Source organism: Ensifer sp. ENS09 (genome assembly GCF_014852425.1).
Lineage (GTDB): Bacteria > Pseudomonadota > Alphaproteobacteria > Rhizobiales > Rhizobiaceae > Ensifer.
This window is the reverse complement of the sequence record NZ_JACVBP010000002.1, coordinates 928199-945338: the sequence shown is the minus strand read 5'-3', so window position 1 is coordinate 945338 and position 17140 is coordinate 928199. Positions and strand designations below refer to the sequence as shown.

Annotated in this window: 12 protein-coding genes; 5 read left to right on the top strand and 7 right to left on the bottom strand. The window is 64.0% G+C overall.

From position 1 onward, the window contains the following. Window positions 1–41 precede the first annotated feature (41 nt). The 5 genes from IB267_RS12675 to IB267_RS12655 form a co-directional block, all read right to left on the bottom strand. Window positions 42–470 carry a GNAT family N-acetyltransferase gene (locus IB267_RS12675; RefSeq protein ID WP_192447929.1) on the bottom strand — a complete coding sequence of 143 codons (429 nt, stop codon included), beginning with the start codon at window positions 468–470 and terminating at the stop codon, window positions 42–44. 162 nt (window positions 471–632) lie between these two features. Further along, on the bottom strand, window positions 633–2849 hold the full coding sequence (locus IB267_RS12670; protein ID WP_192447928.1) for an FAD-dependent oxidoreductase: 2217 nt from the start codon (window positions 2847–2849) through the stop codon (window positions 633–635). Window positions 2850–2860: 11 nt separating this feature from the next. Next, on the bottom strand, window positions 2861–3265 hold the full coding sequence (locus tag IB267_RS12665; RefSeq protein WP_192447927.1) for a YbaY family lipoprotein: 405 nt from the start codon (window positions 3263–3265) through the stop codon (window positions 2861–2863). A gap of 11 nt (window positions 3266–3276) precedes the next feature. Then, complete coding sequence (locus IB267_RS12660) at window positions 3277–4485, bottom strand: acetyl-CoA C-acetyltransferase (RefSeq protein WP_192447926.1); 1209 nt, start codon at window positions 4483–4485, stop codon at window positions 3277–3279. A 71-nt stretch (window positions 4486–4556) separates the two neighbouring features. After that, window positions 4557–6353: an acyl-CoA dehydrogenase C-terminal domain-containing protein gene (locus IB267_RS12655; protein WP_192447925.1), complete on the bottom strand. Its 1797-nt coding sequence runs from the start codon at window positions 6351–6353 to the stop codon at window positions 4557–4559. 476 nt (window positions 6354–6829) lie between these two features. Here IB267_RS12655 and IB267_RS12650 point away from each other — a divergent pair, with 476 nt between their 5' ends. The 4 genes from IB267_RS12650 to IB267_RS12635 all read left to right on the top strand — a co-directional run bounded on the left by IB267_RS12650 (window position 6830) and on the right by IB267_RS12635 (window position 13092). Beyond that, window positions 6830–10675, top strand: a complete 3846-nt coding sequence (locus IB267_RS12650; RefSeq protein WP_192447924.1) for a peptidoglycan-binding protein — start codon at window positions 6830–6832, stop codon at window positions 10673–10675. Window positions 10676–11015: 340 nt separating this feature from the next. Beyond that, window positions 11016–11942, top strand: a complete 927-nt coding sequence (locus IB267_RS12645) for a sulfite exporter TauE/SafE family protein (RefSeq protein ID WP_192447923.1) — start codon at window positions 11016–11018, stop codon at window positions 11940–11942. Next, on the top strand, window positions 11942–12742 hold the full coding sequence (locus IB267_RS12640; RefSeq protein WP_192447922.1) for a TIGR02186 family protein: 801 nt from the start codon (window positions 11942–11944) through the stop codon (window positions 12740–12742). The genes IB267_RS12645 and IB267_RS12640 overlap by 1 nt, the downstream gene beginning before the upstream one ends. Before the next feature lie 113 nt (window positions 12743–12855). Beyond that, window positions 12856–13092, top strand: a complete 237-nt coding sequence (locus IB267_RS12635) for an Lrp/AsnC ligand binding domain-containing protein (RefSeq protein WP_034797129.1) — start codon at window positions 12856–12858, stop codon at window positions 13090–13092. A gap of 51 nt (window positions 13093–13143) precedes the next feature. On the opposite strand, the gene pdeM is transcribed toward IB267_RS12635, so the two are convergent. Then, entirely contained in the window at window positions 13144–13869 is a 726-nt protein-coding gene (gene pdeM / locus IB267_RS12630; RefSeq protein WP_192448313.1) for a ligase-associated DNA damage response endonuclease PdeM, read from the bottom strand. 78 nt (window positions 13870–13947) lie between these two features. Continuing rightward, window positions 13948–16494, bottom strand: coding sequence for a ligase-associated DNA damage response DEXH box helicase (locus IB267_RS12625; protein ID WP_192447921.1), 2547 nt, complete (start codon window positions 16492–16494; stop codon window positions 13948–13950). A 108-nt stretch (window positions 16495–16602) separates the two neighbouring features. On the opposite strand from IB267_RS12625, the gene IB267_RS12620 reads away from it, so the two are divergent. After that, the gene (locus IB267_RS12620) at window positions 16603–17106 is read left to right on the top strand and encodes an Rrf2 family transcriptional regulator (protein WP_192447920.1); all 504 of its coding nucleotides are present in this window, start codon (window positions 16603–16605) and stop codon (window positions 17104–17106) included. The last annotated feature ends 34 nt before the right edge of the window (window positions 17107–17140 follow it).

Genomic DNA, 17140 nt, shown 5'->3' with positions numbered 1-17140 from the left:
GCCCCCGCACGGAGGGCGTCAATCAGAAGATGCTGATAAGCTTAACGCGCCCGCGATGTCATGAAGCGCCGTTCCGCGGTTTCCTCATAGATCACAAGGCCTTCGCGCCGGTAAAATGCGACTGCCGGATTGGTTGTCAGCACGCTGAGGCGTAAGGGCAGGCCGAACGCTGCCGCCTCGCCAAGCACCTGCCTCAGGGCGAAAGCCCCGTAGCCACGCTTCTGATATGCGGGCGCGACATAGAGCTTGTTCACCCAGAGATGGTCCGCGCGCGGCGTCACCGAAACACAGCCGGCATCTTCGCCGTCTGCAACGATGAGGCGATGTTCATCGAGGATTAGTGCATCCGCCGGACGCGGGCGCCAACTGCCCCAGAGTGCGACGGCATAGTCGCGCATGCAGGCTTCTTCGAGCCAGTGCAGATAAGGTTCGTCCCCAGGGACGGCGGCGCGGAATGTCGTTTTCGTCATGGCTTCGTCGTGGGTCGCGGTTCCATCCGCGCGGCCCTAGCACCAGAACTGTAACAGGGTGATGGCGGCCGGGCGGGCGTTGAGCCGGCAAGGGCCTCGAATGAGCCGTGCTCAAACGAAAACAGGCCCCGAGGGGCCTGCTTCCAATGCGATGAGCGGGCCTTACGCCGCCTGCTTCTTCTCGCCGTAGGGGTCGAAGCGGCCGTAGAAGGTCTCGCCGCGTTCGGCCATTTCCTTCAAGAGCGCCGTCGGCTTGAAGTGGTCGCCATAGTCCTTGGCGAGCTTTTCGCACATCTCGACGAAGGTCTTTACGCCCATGCCGTCGATGTAGGAGAGCGTGCCGCCTGTGTAGGGCGCGAAGCCGAAGCCGAGGATCGAGCCGACGTCGGCTTCGCGCGGATCGGTGACGATGCCTTCTTCCATGGTGCGCGCCGCCTCGAGCGCGATCGTGGCCAGAAGCCGCTGCTTCAGCACCTCGACATCGATCTTGTCGGCGTTCTTCTGCGGATAGAGCGTCTTCAGTTCCGGCCACAGATATTTCTTGGCGGGCTTGGCCGGGTACTCGTAGAAGCCCTTGCTGTTCTTGCGGCCGCGGCGGTCGAGATCGTCGACCATCCGGTTGATCAGCGCCAGGTGCTTGGGATCGACGGCCTTTTCGCCGAGGTCGGCGACGGTGGCCTTGAGGATCTTCTGGCTGAGGTCGATCGCCACTTCGTCGTTGAGCGACAGCGGTCCGACCGGCATGCCGGCCATCTTGGCGGCATTCTCGATCATTGCCGGCGGCACGCCTTCGATCAGCATGTCATAGGCTTCATGGATGTAGCGGAAGACGCAGCGGTTGACGTAGAAGCCGCGCGTGTCGTTGACGACGATCGGTGTCTTCTTGATCGCGGCCACATAGTCGAGTGCCACGGCGAGTGCCCTGTCGCCGCTCTCCTTGCCGAGGATCACTTCCGTCAGCATCATCTTCTCGACCGGTGAGAAGAAGTGGACACCGATGAACTGGCTCGGGCGCTTGGAGTTCTTGGCAAGACCGGTGATCGGCAGCGTCGAGGTGTTGGACGCAAAGATCGCGTCCTCGGCAATCACCGCTTCCACCTTCTCGATCACGTCCTTCTTGACCTGGCGATCCTCGAACACCGCTTCGACGACGAGGCCGGCGGTCTTGAGATCGTTGTAGTCGGCAGAGGGCGTGATACGGGCAAGCAGCGCTTCGCCTTCTTCCTTGGTCAGGCGGCCCTTGCCGACCGAATCCTTCACCAGGCCTTCCGAATGCGCCTTGCCCTTTTCGGCCGCTTCCATGTCGCGGTCGATCAGCGTCACGGCAATGCCGGCAGCGGCCGTCACATAGGCGATCGAGGCGCCCATGAAGCCGGCGCCGACGACGCCCACATGCTTGAACTCCGACTTCGGTACGCCGACCGGACGGCGGGCGCCCTTGCCGAGTTCCTGCATCGAGACGAACAGCGAGCGGATCATCGAGAAGGCTTCGGTCGTCTGAAGGATCTCGGTGAAGTAACGCTGCTCGATCTTGAGCGCGGTGTCGAAAGGCACTTGCAGGCCTTCATAGACACACTTCAGGATCGCGACGGCGCCCGGATAGTTGCCGTAGGTCTCGCGGCGCAGGATGCCGGAAGCGGCCGGCCAGAGCTGGGCCGAGGCCGGCGTCCAGATGCCGCCGCCGGGAACCTTGTAGCCCTTTTCGTCCCAGGGCTGCACCGGCTTCAGGCCGTTCTTGATCATCGCCTTGGCAGCATCGACCAGCTTGTCGGCGTCGACGACTTCATGCACGAGGCCCATCGCCTTGGCGCGGGCCGCCGTCAGCGACGAGCCCGTCGTCATCATCTGCAGCGCGTCCTGCGCGTTGGTGAGGCGCGGCACGCGCTGGGTGCCGCCGGCGCCCGGGAAGATGCCGACCTTGACTTCCGGCAGAGCGATCTTCACCGACTTGGAATTGGAAGCGACGCGGCCGTGGCAGGCAAGCGAAAGCTCGAAGGCCCCGCCCATGCAGGTGCCGTTGATCGCCGAGACCCAGGGCTTGCCGGAGGTTTCGAGCTTGCGGAACAGGCCCGTCATGCGGCCGACCAGATCGAAGAGCTTCTGGGCGGCGTTATCCGGATCCTTCTTCTTTTCTTCCTGCTGGAAGGTGAACATCGACTTGATCATCGAGAGATCGGCGCCGCCGGAGAAGCTCGACTTGCCCGACGTGAAGACGACGCCTTTGACCGCCGCATCGGCAGTGGTCTGGTCGACGATGGCGTTCAGCTCTTCCATCACCTCCTGGGTGAAGACGTTCATCGACTTCTCGGGCATGTCCCAGGTGACGAGTGCAATGCCGTCGGCGTCGGTCTCTATCTTGAAATTGGTGTAATTCGTCATGGTTCTCCCCCTCAGTAGAGAATGGGTTCGATCTGCAGCGAGACGTTCGATCCGCCGCTGTAACGTTGCTTGCTGGTGTTGGTGGCGATCAGCCGCCCGTCGCGCTCGACACGGATGCTGAAGCCGGCGTCGACAGCCTTGTCGAGTTCGGGCTTCGGCACCTGCAGCACGAAGGGCACGCGGGTGGCCTTGCCGTCGCTGACGACAGACGTTTCGGCGATCAGCTTGGCGGCGACGTCCATCACGCCCTGCTCTTCGAGCCGGATCGTGACGGTGCCGACGGGAACCGGGCCGCTGGCGACATTGGTGATCGCACCGGTGAGCGTGAAGCTGTCGCCGCCTTCCTCCTCGTCGGAGACGCAGCCCGCGGCTGCAAGCAGCCCCAGGCCCATCAGTCCAAGAAGGGTGCGGCGCATCACGTCCATCGTCAGACCCTTTCGATGATCGTGGCCGTGCCCATGCCGGCGCCGATGCAAAGGGTGACGAGCGCGGTGTTGAGATCGCGGCGCTCCAGTTCGTCGAGCACGGTGCCGAGGATCATCGCGCCGGTCGCGCCGAGCGGATGGCCCATGGCGATCGCGCCGCCGTTGACGTTGATCTTGTCGTGCGGGATGTCGAAGGCCTGCATGTAGCGCAGCACGACCGCCGCAAAGGCTTCGTTGAGCTCGAAGAGATCGATGTCCGACAGCTTCATGTCGGCGCGTTTCAGCAGTTTCTCGGTGACGTCGACCGGGCCGGTCAGCATCAGTGCCGGGTCGGAGCCGATATTGGCGAAGGCGCGAATGCGGGCGCGCGGCTTCAGGCCCATGCTCTCGCCGCCGGCCTTGGAGCCGAGCAGCACGGCTGCGGCGCCGTCGACGATCCCGGACGAATTGCCGGCATGGTGTACGTAGTTGATCTTCTCGATTTCGGGGTGTGCCTGGATGCCAACCGCTTCGAAGCCGCCCATTTCACCCGGCATCTGGAAGGACGGGTTGAGCGAGGCGAGCGCCTGCATGTCGGTGCCCGGGCGCATGTGCTCGTCGCGGTCGAGGATGGTCAGACCGTTCTGGTCCTTGAAGGGAACGACGGACTTCTTGAAGTAGCCCTTTTCCCAGGCATGCGCTGCGCGCTTCTGGCTTTCGACGGCATAGGCGTCGACGTCGTCGCGGCTGAAGCCGTACTTGGTAGCGATCAGGTCGGCCGAAACGCCCTGCGGCATGAAGAATGCCGGCAGGTTGACCGAGGGGTCCATGAACCAGGCGCCGCCGGACATGCCGAGGCCGACGCGCGACATCGATTCGACGCCGCCGGCAATGACGATGTCGTCGGCGCCTTGCGCGATCTTCGCCGCGCCGAAGTTGACGGCGTCGAGGCCGGAAGCGCAGAAGCGCGAGATCTGCATGCCGGGTGCACGGGTCGAATAGCCGGCTTCGAAGGCGGCAGCCTTCGGGATCACCGCGCCTGCGTCCATCACCGGATCGACGCAACCCATGATGATGTCGTCGACGGTCGACGTGTCGAGGTCGTTGCGGTCACGCACCGCTTCCAGCATCTTGGCGGCGAGCCGGACGGACGGCACTTCGTGCAGCGATCCGTCCTTCTTGCCACGGCCGCGCGGCGTGCGCACGTGGTCGTAAACGAAGACTTTCGTCATGTCTCATCTCCCTTTCGGCAGCACCGTCAGGTGCTGCCCGTCAAACATGTTAGATCGCTTCCGCGACGAGATTAGAAAGCGGCTGCGTCGAGCGCCATCAGCGTGTCGGCGCCGGTTTCGATGCGGGCCTTGCGCAGCGCCGTTTCCGGCAGGATCCTTTCCATGAAGAAGGTCGCGGTGATCAGCTTGTTCTTCAGATAGTCTGCACGCGCCGTTTCGCCAGAGGCAAGCTTTTCCTCGGCCGTCTTGGCGATCTTCGCCCACATGTAGCCAAGCACGACGAGACCGAAGAGGTGCATGTAGTCGGTCGAGCCGGCGCCGGCATTGTCGGGCTTGGCCATGGCGTTCTGCATGAACCACATGGTGGCCGCCTGCAGGTCGTTGAGGCCCTTCTTCAGCGCCTTGGTATAGGCGGCGAGTTTTTCGTTGCTGCGGTTCTCCTCGCAGAAATCGCCGATTTCCTTGAACAGCGCCATGACCGCACGACCGCCGTTGAGGCCCAGCTTGCGGCCGACGAGGTCGAGCGCCTGGATGCCGTTGGCGCCCTCGTAGATCATCGCGATGCGGGCATCGCGGACATACTGGCTCATGCCATGTTCTTCGATATAGCCGTGGCCGCCGAACATCTGCTGCGCCATGACGGCGTGGTCGAAGCCCTTGTCGGTCATGACGCCCTTGAGGATCGGGGTCATCAGGCCGAGAATGTCGTCGGCTGTCTGGCGGTCGGCTTCATTGTCGGAACGGTGCGCGATGTCGGATTTCAGCGCCGTCCAGAGCGTGAAGGCGCGACCGGCTTCGTTGAAGGCCCTGATCGTCATCAGCGTGCGGCGGACGTCCGGATGCACGATGATCGGGTCGGCCTTCTTGTCAGGCGCCTTCGGGCCGGAAAGCGAGCGGCCCTGGATGCGGTCGCGGGCATAGTTGGCGGCGTTCTGGTAGGCGACTTCGGCAACCGAGAGACCCTGCAGGCCGACACCCAGGCGAGCCTCGTTCATCATCACGAACATGGCATTGAGGCCCTTGTTCTCCGTGCCGATGAGATAGCCCTCGGCCTCGTCATAGTTCATGACGCAGGTGGAGTTGCCGTGGATGCCCATCTTGTGTTCGATCGCGCCGCAGGTAACGCCGTTGCGTTCGCCCGGTTCGCCATCGGCGTTCAGCTTGAACTTCGGCACGATGAACAGCGAAATGCCCTTCACGCCCTCAGGCGCGCCCTCGATGCGGGCGAGCACCAGGTGGATGATGTTGTCGGACATGTCGTGTTCCCCGGCCGAGATGAAAATCTTCTGGCCGGAGATCTTGTAGGCGCCGTTGCCGGTGGGCACCGCTTTGGTGCGCAAGAGGCCGAGGTCCGTGCCGCAATGCGGCTCGGTCAGGTTCATCGTACCGGTCCAGGTGCCGGCGACCATTTTCGGCAGATAGGCCCGCTTCTGCTCGTCGGTACCGTGAACCAGGATCGCGGCGATCGCGCCTTGGGTCAGGCCCGGATACATGGTCAGCGCCATGTTGGCCGACGACATGTATTCGCCGACGGCGGTGTGCAGGGTATAGGGCAGGCCCTGGCCGCCGAATTCTTCCGGCACGGCGAGGCCAAGCCAGCCGCCTTCGCGGTAGAGATCGAAGGCTTCCTTGAAGCCCTTCGGCACGCTGACCGAACCGTCTTCGCGGCGCTTGCAGCCTTCCTGGTCGCCGGACAGATTGACCGGGAACAGCGCTTCCTCGGCAAGCTTGGCGGCCTCACCGACGATCGCTTCGATCATGTCTGGTGTCGCGTCGGCGAAACCGGGCAGGTTGTTGTAGCGCTCGATGCCGAGCACGTCGTTCAGGATGAAGAGGGTATCGTCGACCGGGGCCTTGTAGATGGGCATTCTTTCCTCGCCTTATGGTGCTTCGGGCCGCCGTCTGTGGTCGTCGACGCCCGGTTGCAGGATGCCGGATGCGCCGCCATCCTCATTGTTTCCAGGGCATCTTCTCCTCCCGTTTTTCCACGGGAAAGCGGATGCCGCCGGGGCGGTCTCGCATCGTTGGCCGGATGCTACAAAATTTTGACGTTTGCGTAAACGTCAAAAATTGCGTGTCGTGCAGTTTGGTGGCGTGTGGGGCGGCGGCACCGCAGCGCCTCAACTTCGTACGATCCTGCCAAATCGTTAAAAAATCATCCGCAGGTTAACCGCTTGTTTACCACGTTTCGTGAAAGGTGCGTGTTGAGATGGTCAAAGCTGCAACCTGTCCTGGCGTCGCATTGTTGTAGTTTTGCCCGCGTCGGAAGCGCCACAGGGGTGAAGAAAGCAGTTTTCTTCCGTGACGACTTTCGAGATGGCCGACGACAGGGGCGAAGAACAACATGAGTGGATTGCGATCAAATCCTCAGCGCGCAGGCAGCCAGTCCTACAGCGAGCGGCCGTCGCTCGACGCCTTGAACCGCACCATCGAAGGATTGGAGGCGCGGATCGAAGGCCTGATGAGCGGTACGGCCCGCGACCCGGCGCCAAGGCCGCCCGAGCGCCAGCCCGCCCGCGAACCCGTCCGGGAAACGGCATCGCCCCGCGATGCCGTGGCCGAAATCATGCAACGCCAGCGCAGCCTCAGCGCCGCGCGCGAGCGCCCAGCGCTTAGCGACCGGCTGTCGCAGCGCGGGCCGGAACGGTATGCCCTCGAGCGCCCCGCTTCCGAACGCCCCATTTCCGAACGCCCGGTCCAGGACCGCTACGTCGAAGAGCCGCGCCCCCAGCTTCACAGCCAGCCGCAGCGCGCCTCCGCGGCCGTCAACGATATCGCCGAAGCCCTCGTCGGTTTGCGCCAGGACCTGAAGCGCGACATAACCGACGGGCTGACGCGCGAGATGAATTCGCTGCGCTCCGAAATTCGCGGCATCAAGGCCCAGGCGCAGGATCACAGCTTCGCCGAAGACGTGCGCGGCGACATGCAGCGCCTTGCCGACAGCATCCAGCATCTCGGCCGTCAGGCCTCGCCAGCTCAGGCCGACGCCTTGCGCGGCGATTTCGACGACCTGCGCGCGATGATCGACGGACTAGCGCGCGAAGACAGCGTGCGCCGCATGGAAAACCGCTGGACTGGTGTCGAGGACCGGCTGATCGCGTTCGACCAGAGCCGCGACGACGAACTGGTCGCGCTCGCCTATCGGTTGGACGAAATCAAGTCGCAGATCGGCTCGCTGAAGAGCAGCTCCGCCGTCGATGTGCTCGAAGACAAGCTTATTGCCGTTGCCCAGGCGATCGAAATGCTCGGCCGGCAGATCCAGCCCGACGATCGCCGCCTCGTCTCGCAGTTTGCCGATCTCGACAGCCGGCTCGACGAAATCAGCCGCGCCATTGCCGCCAACAGCCGCACGACCCAGGGGCTCGATACCGGCTTCGTCAATCGCCTCGAAAGCCGGCTCGGCGATCTCTTCCACCAGATCGACAGCCTGTCGCGCCCGAACGATTCGGGCCTCAGCGCCCGTCTGGAAGCCCTGACCGTCCGTGTCGAGGATCTCGCCAGCGAAAAGGCTGCCGCCCGCCTGGAAGAGCGGCTCGACCAGCTGTCGCTGATGATGGAGCGCAGCAACAGGACGGCGCAGTCGGACCTTAACGATTACCTGTCGGATATCTCCCGCAAGATCGAGGCCCTCGACCAGGGCAGCGTCAACGACGCCCTGGCCGAGCGGCTGGACTATCTCGCCCGCCGGATCGACGAGCTGGACGCCCACGGCGCCCAGCCTGTTTCCGATCCGCGTTTCGACCGGCTGGAAGATCGCCTCGCCGGTATCGCCCAGCGGCTGGAGGAAACACAGGCAGCGCCGTTCGACGACCGCGCGGCGCTTCAGAACCTTGAAGCCCAGATCGCCAACTTGTCGACGCTGGTCAGCCAGCCGCGGGCGGACGTCGCCCAGAGCGTGATGCCCGTCGATTTCGAAAACCGCATGACCGCGCTCGAGGACTATTTCTCGACCAGCGACGAATACATCGTCGAAGCCGCCCGCCAGGCGGCCGAAGCGGTGATGGAAGCCTATTCCAAGAACGGCCCAACGCAGGCCTCCTCCGGTGGCGACCTTGCCGCGATCTCGGCGCTCGCCGAAGATCTGCGGACGCTTGAGGACTTGAGCCGCTCCAGCGAGGAGCGGACTGCGCGCACTTTCGAGGCGCTGCACGAAACCCTCGTCCACATCGCCGACAAGCTGGAACGCATCGAAAACCGCGAGCCGGCAATGGCGGCCCAGCCTGCCATGGCGGTGGTGCGCGAAGCCGCCCCGATGCCGCGCGCCGCGCAGCCGGAGTTCAACGACCCTTTCGGTGGCGGTGACCTCGATGATCGCTACGACGACCTGCAGCGCAATGTCCGCGCCCTCCAAGCGGAGGACCAGGCCGTCGCAGCCGAGGCCGCCGAACCGGTAACGGCTCTTGCCGACGATGCGCAGATCTCGACCGTCGAGCTCGAAGAAGAGCGCGAGCCGGTAGCCGCTGGCCGCACCGGCCTGCTCGCCGGCCTCACCCGTCGCTTTTCCGGCAAGCGCTCGGAGCAGGCACCGGAGCAGGCGCGCAAGCTCGTCGAGCCGACGCCGTCGATCGATCCCTCCGAAATGCTGGCGCCGGAAGAAGCAAACCAGCTGCTCGAGCCGGGCTCCGGCGTTCCGGACGTGAAGAAGATCCTGGAGCGCGTGCGCGCCGGGCAGATGAACAAGGCAGGCATTCAGCCGGCCGATGGCGACAAGTCGGACTTCATCGCCGCCGCTCGCCGCGCCGCCCAGCTCGCCGTCGAGGAAGCCGATACCCTCAACAAGACCGGCGACAAGGCCGCGACGTCCGGCATCGGTGGCGCTTTTGCCCGTCATCGCCGGCCGATCCTCATGGCCGTCGGCGCCGTGCTTTTGGCGATCATGTCCTACCCGCTGGTCAGCTCGATGCTGAACAAGGACGAGATGCCGGTCGAACCGGTGGCGGTCATCGAGCAGACGGTCAACCCGCAGGCATCCGAATTCAAGGTCGCTGACGACCAACTGGTGCAGGGCACGACCGTTGCGGCACAGGCAGCACCGGTTGCTGCGTCCGAAACGGCTGTTGCGCCACCGCTCGATTCCGTTGAAGCGCCGGCAAAGACCCCCGAGGCCTCGATCGCGGTGACGGCAACGACCGTGCCGACGACCACCTTTGCAACGCCGGCGGAAGGCAAGGCGCCGATGCTTGCGCCTGTCGCTGAGACGAAGACGCCGGTCACCGAGTTCCAGCCGGCAGCGGCTGCAGCGACGCCGGTGGCGAGCGCTTCGGTCGCAAGCGCGCCGGCCGATGGTGCCGCGATGACCCCGTCGACCACTGCCGCCGCAGCCGTGGCGACCGACGTGGTATTGCCGGAAGGTTTCGGCCCGGTCGCCCTGGTGACGGCGGCCAAGGGCGGCGACCCGCTCGCCTTCTACGAAATCGCCGTGCGCTTCACCGAGGGCCGGGGCGTTCAGGAAAACATGGCGGAAGCCGCGAAATGGTATCAGCGCGCCGCCGATGCCGGCGTCGTGCCGGCACAGTACCGTCTTGCAACCCTTTACGAGAAGGGCACCGGCGTGACGCGCGACACGGCCAAAGCGAAGGCGCTCTATATCGCTTCCGCCGGCCAGGGCAACGCCAGCGCCATGCATAACCTCGCAGTCATGCTGGCAAGCGGCCGCGATGGCGCGCCTGACTTTAACGAAGCGACGAAGTGGTTTGCGAAGGCTGCCGAACTCGGCATCCGCGACAGCCAGTTCAACCTTGCGGTTCTCTATGCCCGCGGCAACGGCGTGCCGCAGGACCTGACGGAATCCTACAAGTGGTTCTCGGCGGCTGCCCGCGAAGGCGATCTCGATGCCGGCGCCAAGCGCGACGAAGTTGCCAAGGCGATGAAGCCGGAGCAACTCGAAAGCGCCAAGGCCAAGGCCGAAGCCTGGAAGGCTGAGCCGGTCGACGCCAAGGCAAACAGCGTCGACGTTCCGGATGCATGGGTCGGCCCGGCCAACAAGACGGCCAGCGTCGACATGAGCAAGGCGGTCCGCAACATCCAGGCGATCCTCAACAACAACGGCTTCGACGCCGGCAAGCCGGATGGCCAGATGGGCAAGAAGACCGTCGCCGCCATCAAGGCTTTCCAGAAGTCGGTCGGCCAGGAGCCGACGGGCGAAATCACCGAGCAGCTGGTCAAGGAATTGCTGAAGCGCAATTCCTGACCTTCAGGCCCAGCGCCGTAATAAAGCCGCAGAGCCGGGCGACACGGGTTCCGGGTGGCGAAGCCATCCGCCATGTGGCTGAAAAGGTTGAAATCTCGGGCTGCTGCATAATTCCTTAATCGGAATCGGGCTAAGGAAGAACCGATGCAGCAATCAAGGTCCGATTCGTGGCCTTGGCACGTCCTGGCGGAAGCGCAACGCTGCAGGAGTGCATGACGGAGGCCGCCTCGCCCTCGGGGGAGGTGCCGGCCCTTCGAATAATCCCTCAATCGTGGTGATTTGCTTGCCACACTAACTGGTTTGCCCGCATCGCGGGCCGTTGGCATATCGAGGATCCGGCGTGACGATCTATCTGCCCATCGCAGAGTTGTCGGTGAACATACTCATCATTCTCGGTATGGGCGCTGCCGTCGGGTTTCTATCCGGCATGTTCGGCGTCGGTGGCGGGTTCCTGATCACGCCACTCCTGATCTTCTACAATATTCCTCCCGTCGTCGCGGTGGCGACCGGTGCCAACCAGGTGGTGGCCTCGTCGATTTCCGGCGCGATCACACATTTCCGAAGAGGCACCATAGACATCAAGCTCGGCACGGTACTTCTGTGCGGCGGTCTTGCCGGCGCGACCGTCGGCGTCTGGTTGTTCTCGCTGCTGCGCCGCCTCGGCCAGCTCGACCTGGTGATCTCGCTGCTTTACGTCGTGCTGCTCGGCACCGTCGGCGGGCTGATGCTCTGGGAGAGCGTCGTCGCCATGCGCAAGGCGGCCAAGAACCAGCAGACGACCTTGCGCCGTCCCGGCCAGCACAACTGGGTGCATGGCCTGCCCCTGAAGATGCGCTTCAAGAAGTCGAAGATCTATCTGAGCGTCATTCCGGTGATCGCCCTCGGCTTCTGCATCGGCATCCTGACCTCGGTCATGGGTGTCGGCGGCGGCTTCATCATGGTGCCGGCGATGATCTATCTCTTGCGCATCCCGACCAACGTCGTCGTCGGAACGTCGCTGTTCCAGATCATCTTCGTCTCGGCCTATACCGTCATCGTCCAGGCCTCGACCAACTATACCGTCGATATTGTGCTCGCCTTCGTGCTGATGATCGCCGGCGTCATCGGTGCGCAGTACGGCGTGCGTGTGGGCCAGAAGCTGCGCGGCGAACAATTGCGTGCGCTCCTGGCGCTGCTGGTTCTCGCCGTCGGTATCCGTCTGGCGATCGAACTCGTCATCCCGCCGAAGGACGTCTATTCGGTCGTATCCGCGGGGTTCGGTTTCTGATGCACCGTTTCGCCCGCATAGCTCTGACGCTCCTGGCTTTCGCCTTCTCCGCTCCGGCTGTGGCCGCGCTGCAGGACGAGAATGCCGACTTCACCGAGAAGCTGGAGATCGGCATCTCCACCGACGAGATCGCCATCACCTCCGATTTTCGCGGCGCTGACCTGACGATCTTCGGCGCGGTCGACGGCTTCGACCAGGGCCTGCTGGCCCAGGGCCGCTACAACATCGTCGTCAGCCTCGAGGGCCCCAAGGACAATGCGACGGTGCGCAAGAAGGAGCGTGTCTTCGGGATCTGGGTCAACACCAGCTCCATGACCTTCGAGCTGGTGCCGGAATCCTATTCGCTGTCCTCGACGCGCGATATCGAGACGATCGCGCCGCCCGGCGAGATGGGCAATATGGGCATCGGCGTCGATCACATGCGGCTGGTGCCGCTCGGCTTCGTCGGTGACGGCAGCAATCTCGGCGAGTTCCGCAACGCCTTCCGCCGTATCCGCGAGACCAGCGGCGTCTATGAGCGCGATCCGGGCGGCGTGCAGTTCATCAGTTCCAGCCTGTTCAAGGCGTCTGTACGCCTGCCGGCCAACGTGCCGAACGGCGTGCATGTGGTGCGCGCCTATCTCTTCCGTGACGGCGTCTTCGTCGCCGCCAAGGCGCTGCCGCTGCGTGTCGTCAAGACCGGCCTCGAACAGTTCATCACCCAGGCGGCACACCAGCAGCCGCTGCTTTACGGTCTGATGGCCGTGCTGCTCGCCGTCATCACCGGCTGGGGCGCCAGCCTGATCTTCCGCAAGGAATAGTGACGGGCGACCTTCGCCGACGTTTCCTTTTGCGCGCCGGAGCGCTATGGAAAGGCATGCCGCGTGCGTTTCATCAGCGCATGCCGTGGCAAATAAAAAACAGAGGAAGCTCGATGAAACCGATTTTTGTCCAGTTGCAGTGCGCTCCCGGCAAGACCTACGAGGTCGCCGACGAGATCTACCGCAAGGAGATCGTTTCGGAGATGTATTCGACGAGCGGCGATTACGACCTGATCATCAAGGTCTATATCGAAGAAGGCCAGGACATCGGCAAGTTCATCAACGACAACATTGCCACGGTGCCGGGCATCTCGCGCTCGCTGACGACGCTGACCTTCAACGCGTTTTGATCGCACGCGGCGCCCCGGCGCGGGAGAGCCGCGCCGTTTTCGCCGCTCGCGTCAGGCGATGAGATTGGCAAAGCGAACCGAGTAGATCCGGTCGCGCCCGAGCATATGGGCGACAAGTTTGCTACGGTCGAAGAGGCCGGTCATGGCCCGGTGCCTGAGATCGAGCCCACCGGTGGTGACACCGAAAGCCGGCATCAGCAGGCGCGTGCCATCGGTCGCAAAGCAGGCGCGGCGCACCGCTCTTTCCCGTCTTACCACCGTTGCTGCCGGATGCAGGTGCCCGGCGATCTCGCCGACGGCATCGCTGCGCTTCGGCTCGTGCCGGAAGGTCAGCCCCGCATGGCTAAGCTCGTCCATCGAGGCGCCCGGCAGGCCGAAAGCGCCGTCGGGGTCGTGGTTGCCGTTGATCCAGACCCATTCGCGCCCATAGGCCATGGCGGCAATCATATGCCGGAAATCATCCGGCATTGCCGCCGAACCGACGCGGTCGTGGAAGTTGTCGCCGAGGCTGATGACGAGCTTCGGGTCGTGACGCGCGATCGCCGCCTCGAGCACGCGCAGCGTCGCAAGCGTATCGTAGGGCGGCAAAAGCGTGCCGCGTCGGGCAAAGGCGGAGCCCTTCTCCAGATGCAGGTCCGAGACTACCAGCGTGCTCGTCTCCGGCAGGTAGAGGCTACCGAGCGGATCGCACATCGCGACGACGCCGTTGACGATTGTCTGGGCGTGCAGGAGGGGAGTGGTCGTCTGAGCCGAGAAGGCGTGGGCGAGGCGGTGCATGGTCACGGTCTCGCATGTTGTGTGCGGAGGTGACCCGCCGACATCGACTGACTGCTCATTCTCAAGGTCATTTTCCTATCAATCCACATCCAGACCGCCCATCGCCTCGTGGATGAGGTCGTCGGCGGCTTCCGAAAGCAGGAAGTCCTGTGCCTCGCCCTGGACCATTTCCTTGCCGATCTCCAGCATGACGGGCACCGCCAGCGGCGAGATATGGTCGAGCCGTCGGTGGGTGATGTGGCCCTTGATTCGCTTCAGCATATCCCCGAGGCGGGCGATGTCCAAAAGCCCCGTTGCCGCGTCGTTGCGGGTCGCTTCGAGCAGCAGGTGATCCGGCTCGTGCGCGTGCAATACGTCGTAAATGAGGTCGGCCGAGACCGTCACCTGCCGGCCGGTCTTTTCCTTGCCGGGATGCCGCTGGTCGATCAGCCCGGCAATGACGGCGCAGTTGCGAAAGGTGCGTTTCAAGAGGAAGGATTCGTTGAGCCAGGCTTCGAGGTCGTCGCCGAGCATGTCCTCGTCGAAGAGATCGGCAAGCGCGCCGCGCCTGAGTTCGAAGGTCGCGCCGAGGTCGTCGAGCGCCCAGACCGCCAGCGAATAGTCGGTGGCGACGAAGCCGAGCGGCTTCAGCCCGGCGCGATCGAGCCTGCGGGTCAGCAGCATACCGAGCGTCTGGTGCGCCAACCGCCCTTCGAAGGCATAGATGACCATGTAATGGCGGCTGCCGCGCGGGAAGGTCTCGATCAGAAGCTCGTCCTCGCGCGGCAGCATCGAGACGTCCTTCTGCAAGGACAGCCAGTCGCGTACCTGTTCCGGCAGCGCCGCGCGCCGTGCCGGATCGGCAAGCATCTTTCGGACCTGTTCGGCGAGATAGGTCGAGAGCGGGAACTTGCCGCCGGCATAGCTCGGCACCTTGGGATCGAAAGTAAAAGCCTGGCTGACAAGGCACTCGTTTTCGCGGATGCCCTCGAAGCGCAGCACCTTGCCGGAGAACATGAAGGTGTCGCCCTGGGACAGCATTTCGAGGAAATACTCCTCGACCTTGCCGAGCGGCATGCCGCCGCGGCCGAGCGAGCCGCGGGCGTTGCGCTTGACCATGCGCACGTTCAGCATCGGCGATTCCACGATGGTGCCGACGTTCAACCGGTATTGCTGCGCCACCAGCGGATTGGAGACGCGATAGAGCCCGTCCTTGGTCTTGCGGATGCGGGCATAGCGCTCGTAGGTCTTCAGTGCATAGCCCCCGGTCGCGACGAAATCGATCACCCGCTCAAAGGTCTCCCAGGCGAGTGTCGTGTAGGGCGAGGCACTGGTGATTTCGTCGAACAGCGCAAGCGGATCGAAGGGGGCGGCGCAGGCCATGCCGAGCACATGCTGGGCGAGCACGTCGAGCGCGCCCTTGCCGACGGGCGGCGTATCCTGCGCGCCGATATAGTTGGCGTCGAGCGCCGCCTGGCATTCCATCACCTCGAAGCGGTTGGCCGGCACCAGGATCGCCTTCGACGGTTCGTCCATGCGGTGGTTGGCGCGGCCGATGCGCTGGGCGAGGCGGCTCGCCCCCTTCGGCGCGCCCACATGCACGACGAGATCGACATCGCCCCAGTCGATGCCCAGGTCGAGCGTCGAGGTCGCAACGACCGCCCGCAGGCGGTTCTCCGCCATCGCGGCTTCGACCTTGCGGCGCTGGGCGACGTCGAGCGAGCCGTGATGCAGCGCGATCGGCAGATTGTCGTCGTTGTTCGTCCAGAGTTCCTGGAACAGAAGCTCAGCCTGGCTGCGGGTGTTGACGAAGAGCAGGGTCGTGCCGTGCTCCTTGATCGCTTCGTAGACGTCGGGGATCGCGTAGCGCGCCGAGTGACCGGCCCAGGGCACGTGTTCCTCGGTCTTTAAAATGGTGATCTGCGGCTGGGCCCCGCCCTCTACCTGAACGAGGCCTGCGTGATTGTTCGCGTCCGGTTCTTGTGGAGCCAGCCAGCGCTGCAGATCCATCGGGTCGGCGACCGTCGCCGAAAGGCCTATCGTTTGCAGGCCGGGCGCCAGCCGGCGCAGTCGCGCAAGGCCAAGGGAAAGCAGATGGCCGCGCTTGGAGGTGACGAGCGAATGCAGCTCGTCGAAGACGACATAGCGCAGGTCCTTGAAGAAGCGCTGCGCCTCGCCGTTGGCAAGCAGCAGCGCCAGCTGTTCCGGCGTCGTCAGCAGAATGTCGGGCGGATTGAGCTTCTGTCGCTGGCGCTTGGCGGTGGGCGTATCGCCCGTGCGGTTCTCGACGCGCACAGGCAGTCCCATTTCGCCGACCGGTTTCATCAGGTTGCGTTCGATGTCGACGGCGAGCGCCTTCAGAGGCGAGATGTAGAGCGTGTGGATGCCGACGAAGGCTGAGCCCGGCGGAATTTTGCCACGGCGGGTGAGATCGACCAGCGACGGCAGGAAGCCGGCGAGCGTCTTGCCGGCGCCGGTCGGCGCGATCAGCAGCGTGCTTTCCCCGGCCTCGGCGCGGGCGAGCAGCTCCAGCTGGTGCGCACGCGGCCGCCAGCCCTTCTCGCCGAACCAGCGCAGAAAGGGAGCGGGCAGGCTCAGGGCATCGCCCTGCGGCTCTCTGGAATCGATCCTGTTCACGGAGAACAAAGGTAGATCAAATCCGCCAAAAGAGAAGCCTGTCCGATGGGTGCAATCACGACGATTGACTCTCGGCTTAATCGTAGATAAAAACTATCCACGATTTTGGAGGCGCCCATGAAACTCGGTGACGGGGTCGAGCAGGCCATTCACAGCGTGACGATGCTGAGCTGTCTTCAGCCGGGCAGCACCCTGTCGGCGGCAGCGCTTGCCGAGTTCCATGGTGTTTCCACCAGCTATCTCTTGAAGCACCTGCAGGCGATGTCCGGTGCCGGACTGCTGGAAGCGGTGCCGGGCCCCAAGGGTGGCTACCGTCTCGCCAAGACGCCGGAGAGGATCACTTTGCTCGATATCGTGCTTGCGGTCGAAGGCCCGGAGCCGGCGTTCCGCTGCAATGAGATCCGCCTGCGCGGTCCCAATCCCTATGCCTGCAAGCCGAAGGCGCCCTGCACCATCAATGTCGCGATGCTGAAGGCCGAGCAGGCCTACCGCGACGAGCTGCGCCGCGTGACCATCGCCAGCATCCTGGATGACCTCAACGCCAAGGATGACGGCAGCGTATCGGCACGAACCGAAGCCTTTCTGGCGATCAACGAGCGCAAATCGTCCGCCAGCGCCTGACCTCCATCAATCCTGTTCAGCCCAAGGAGAAGTC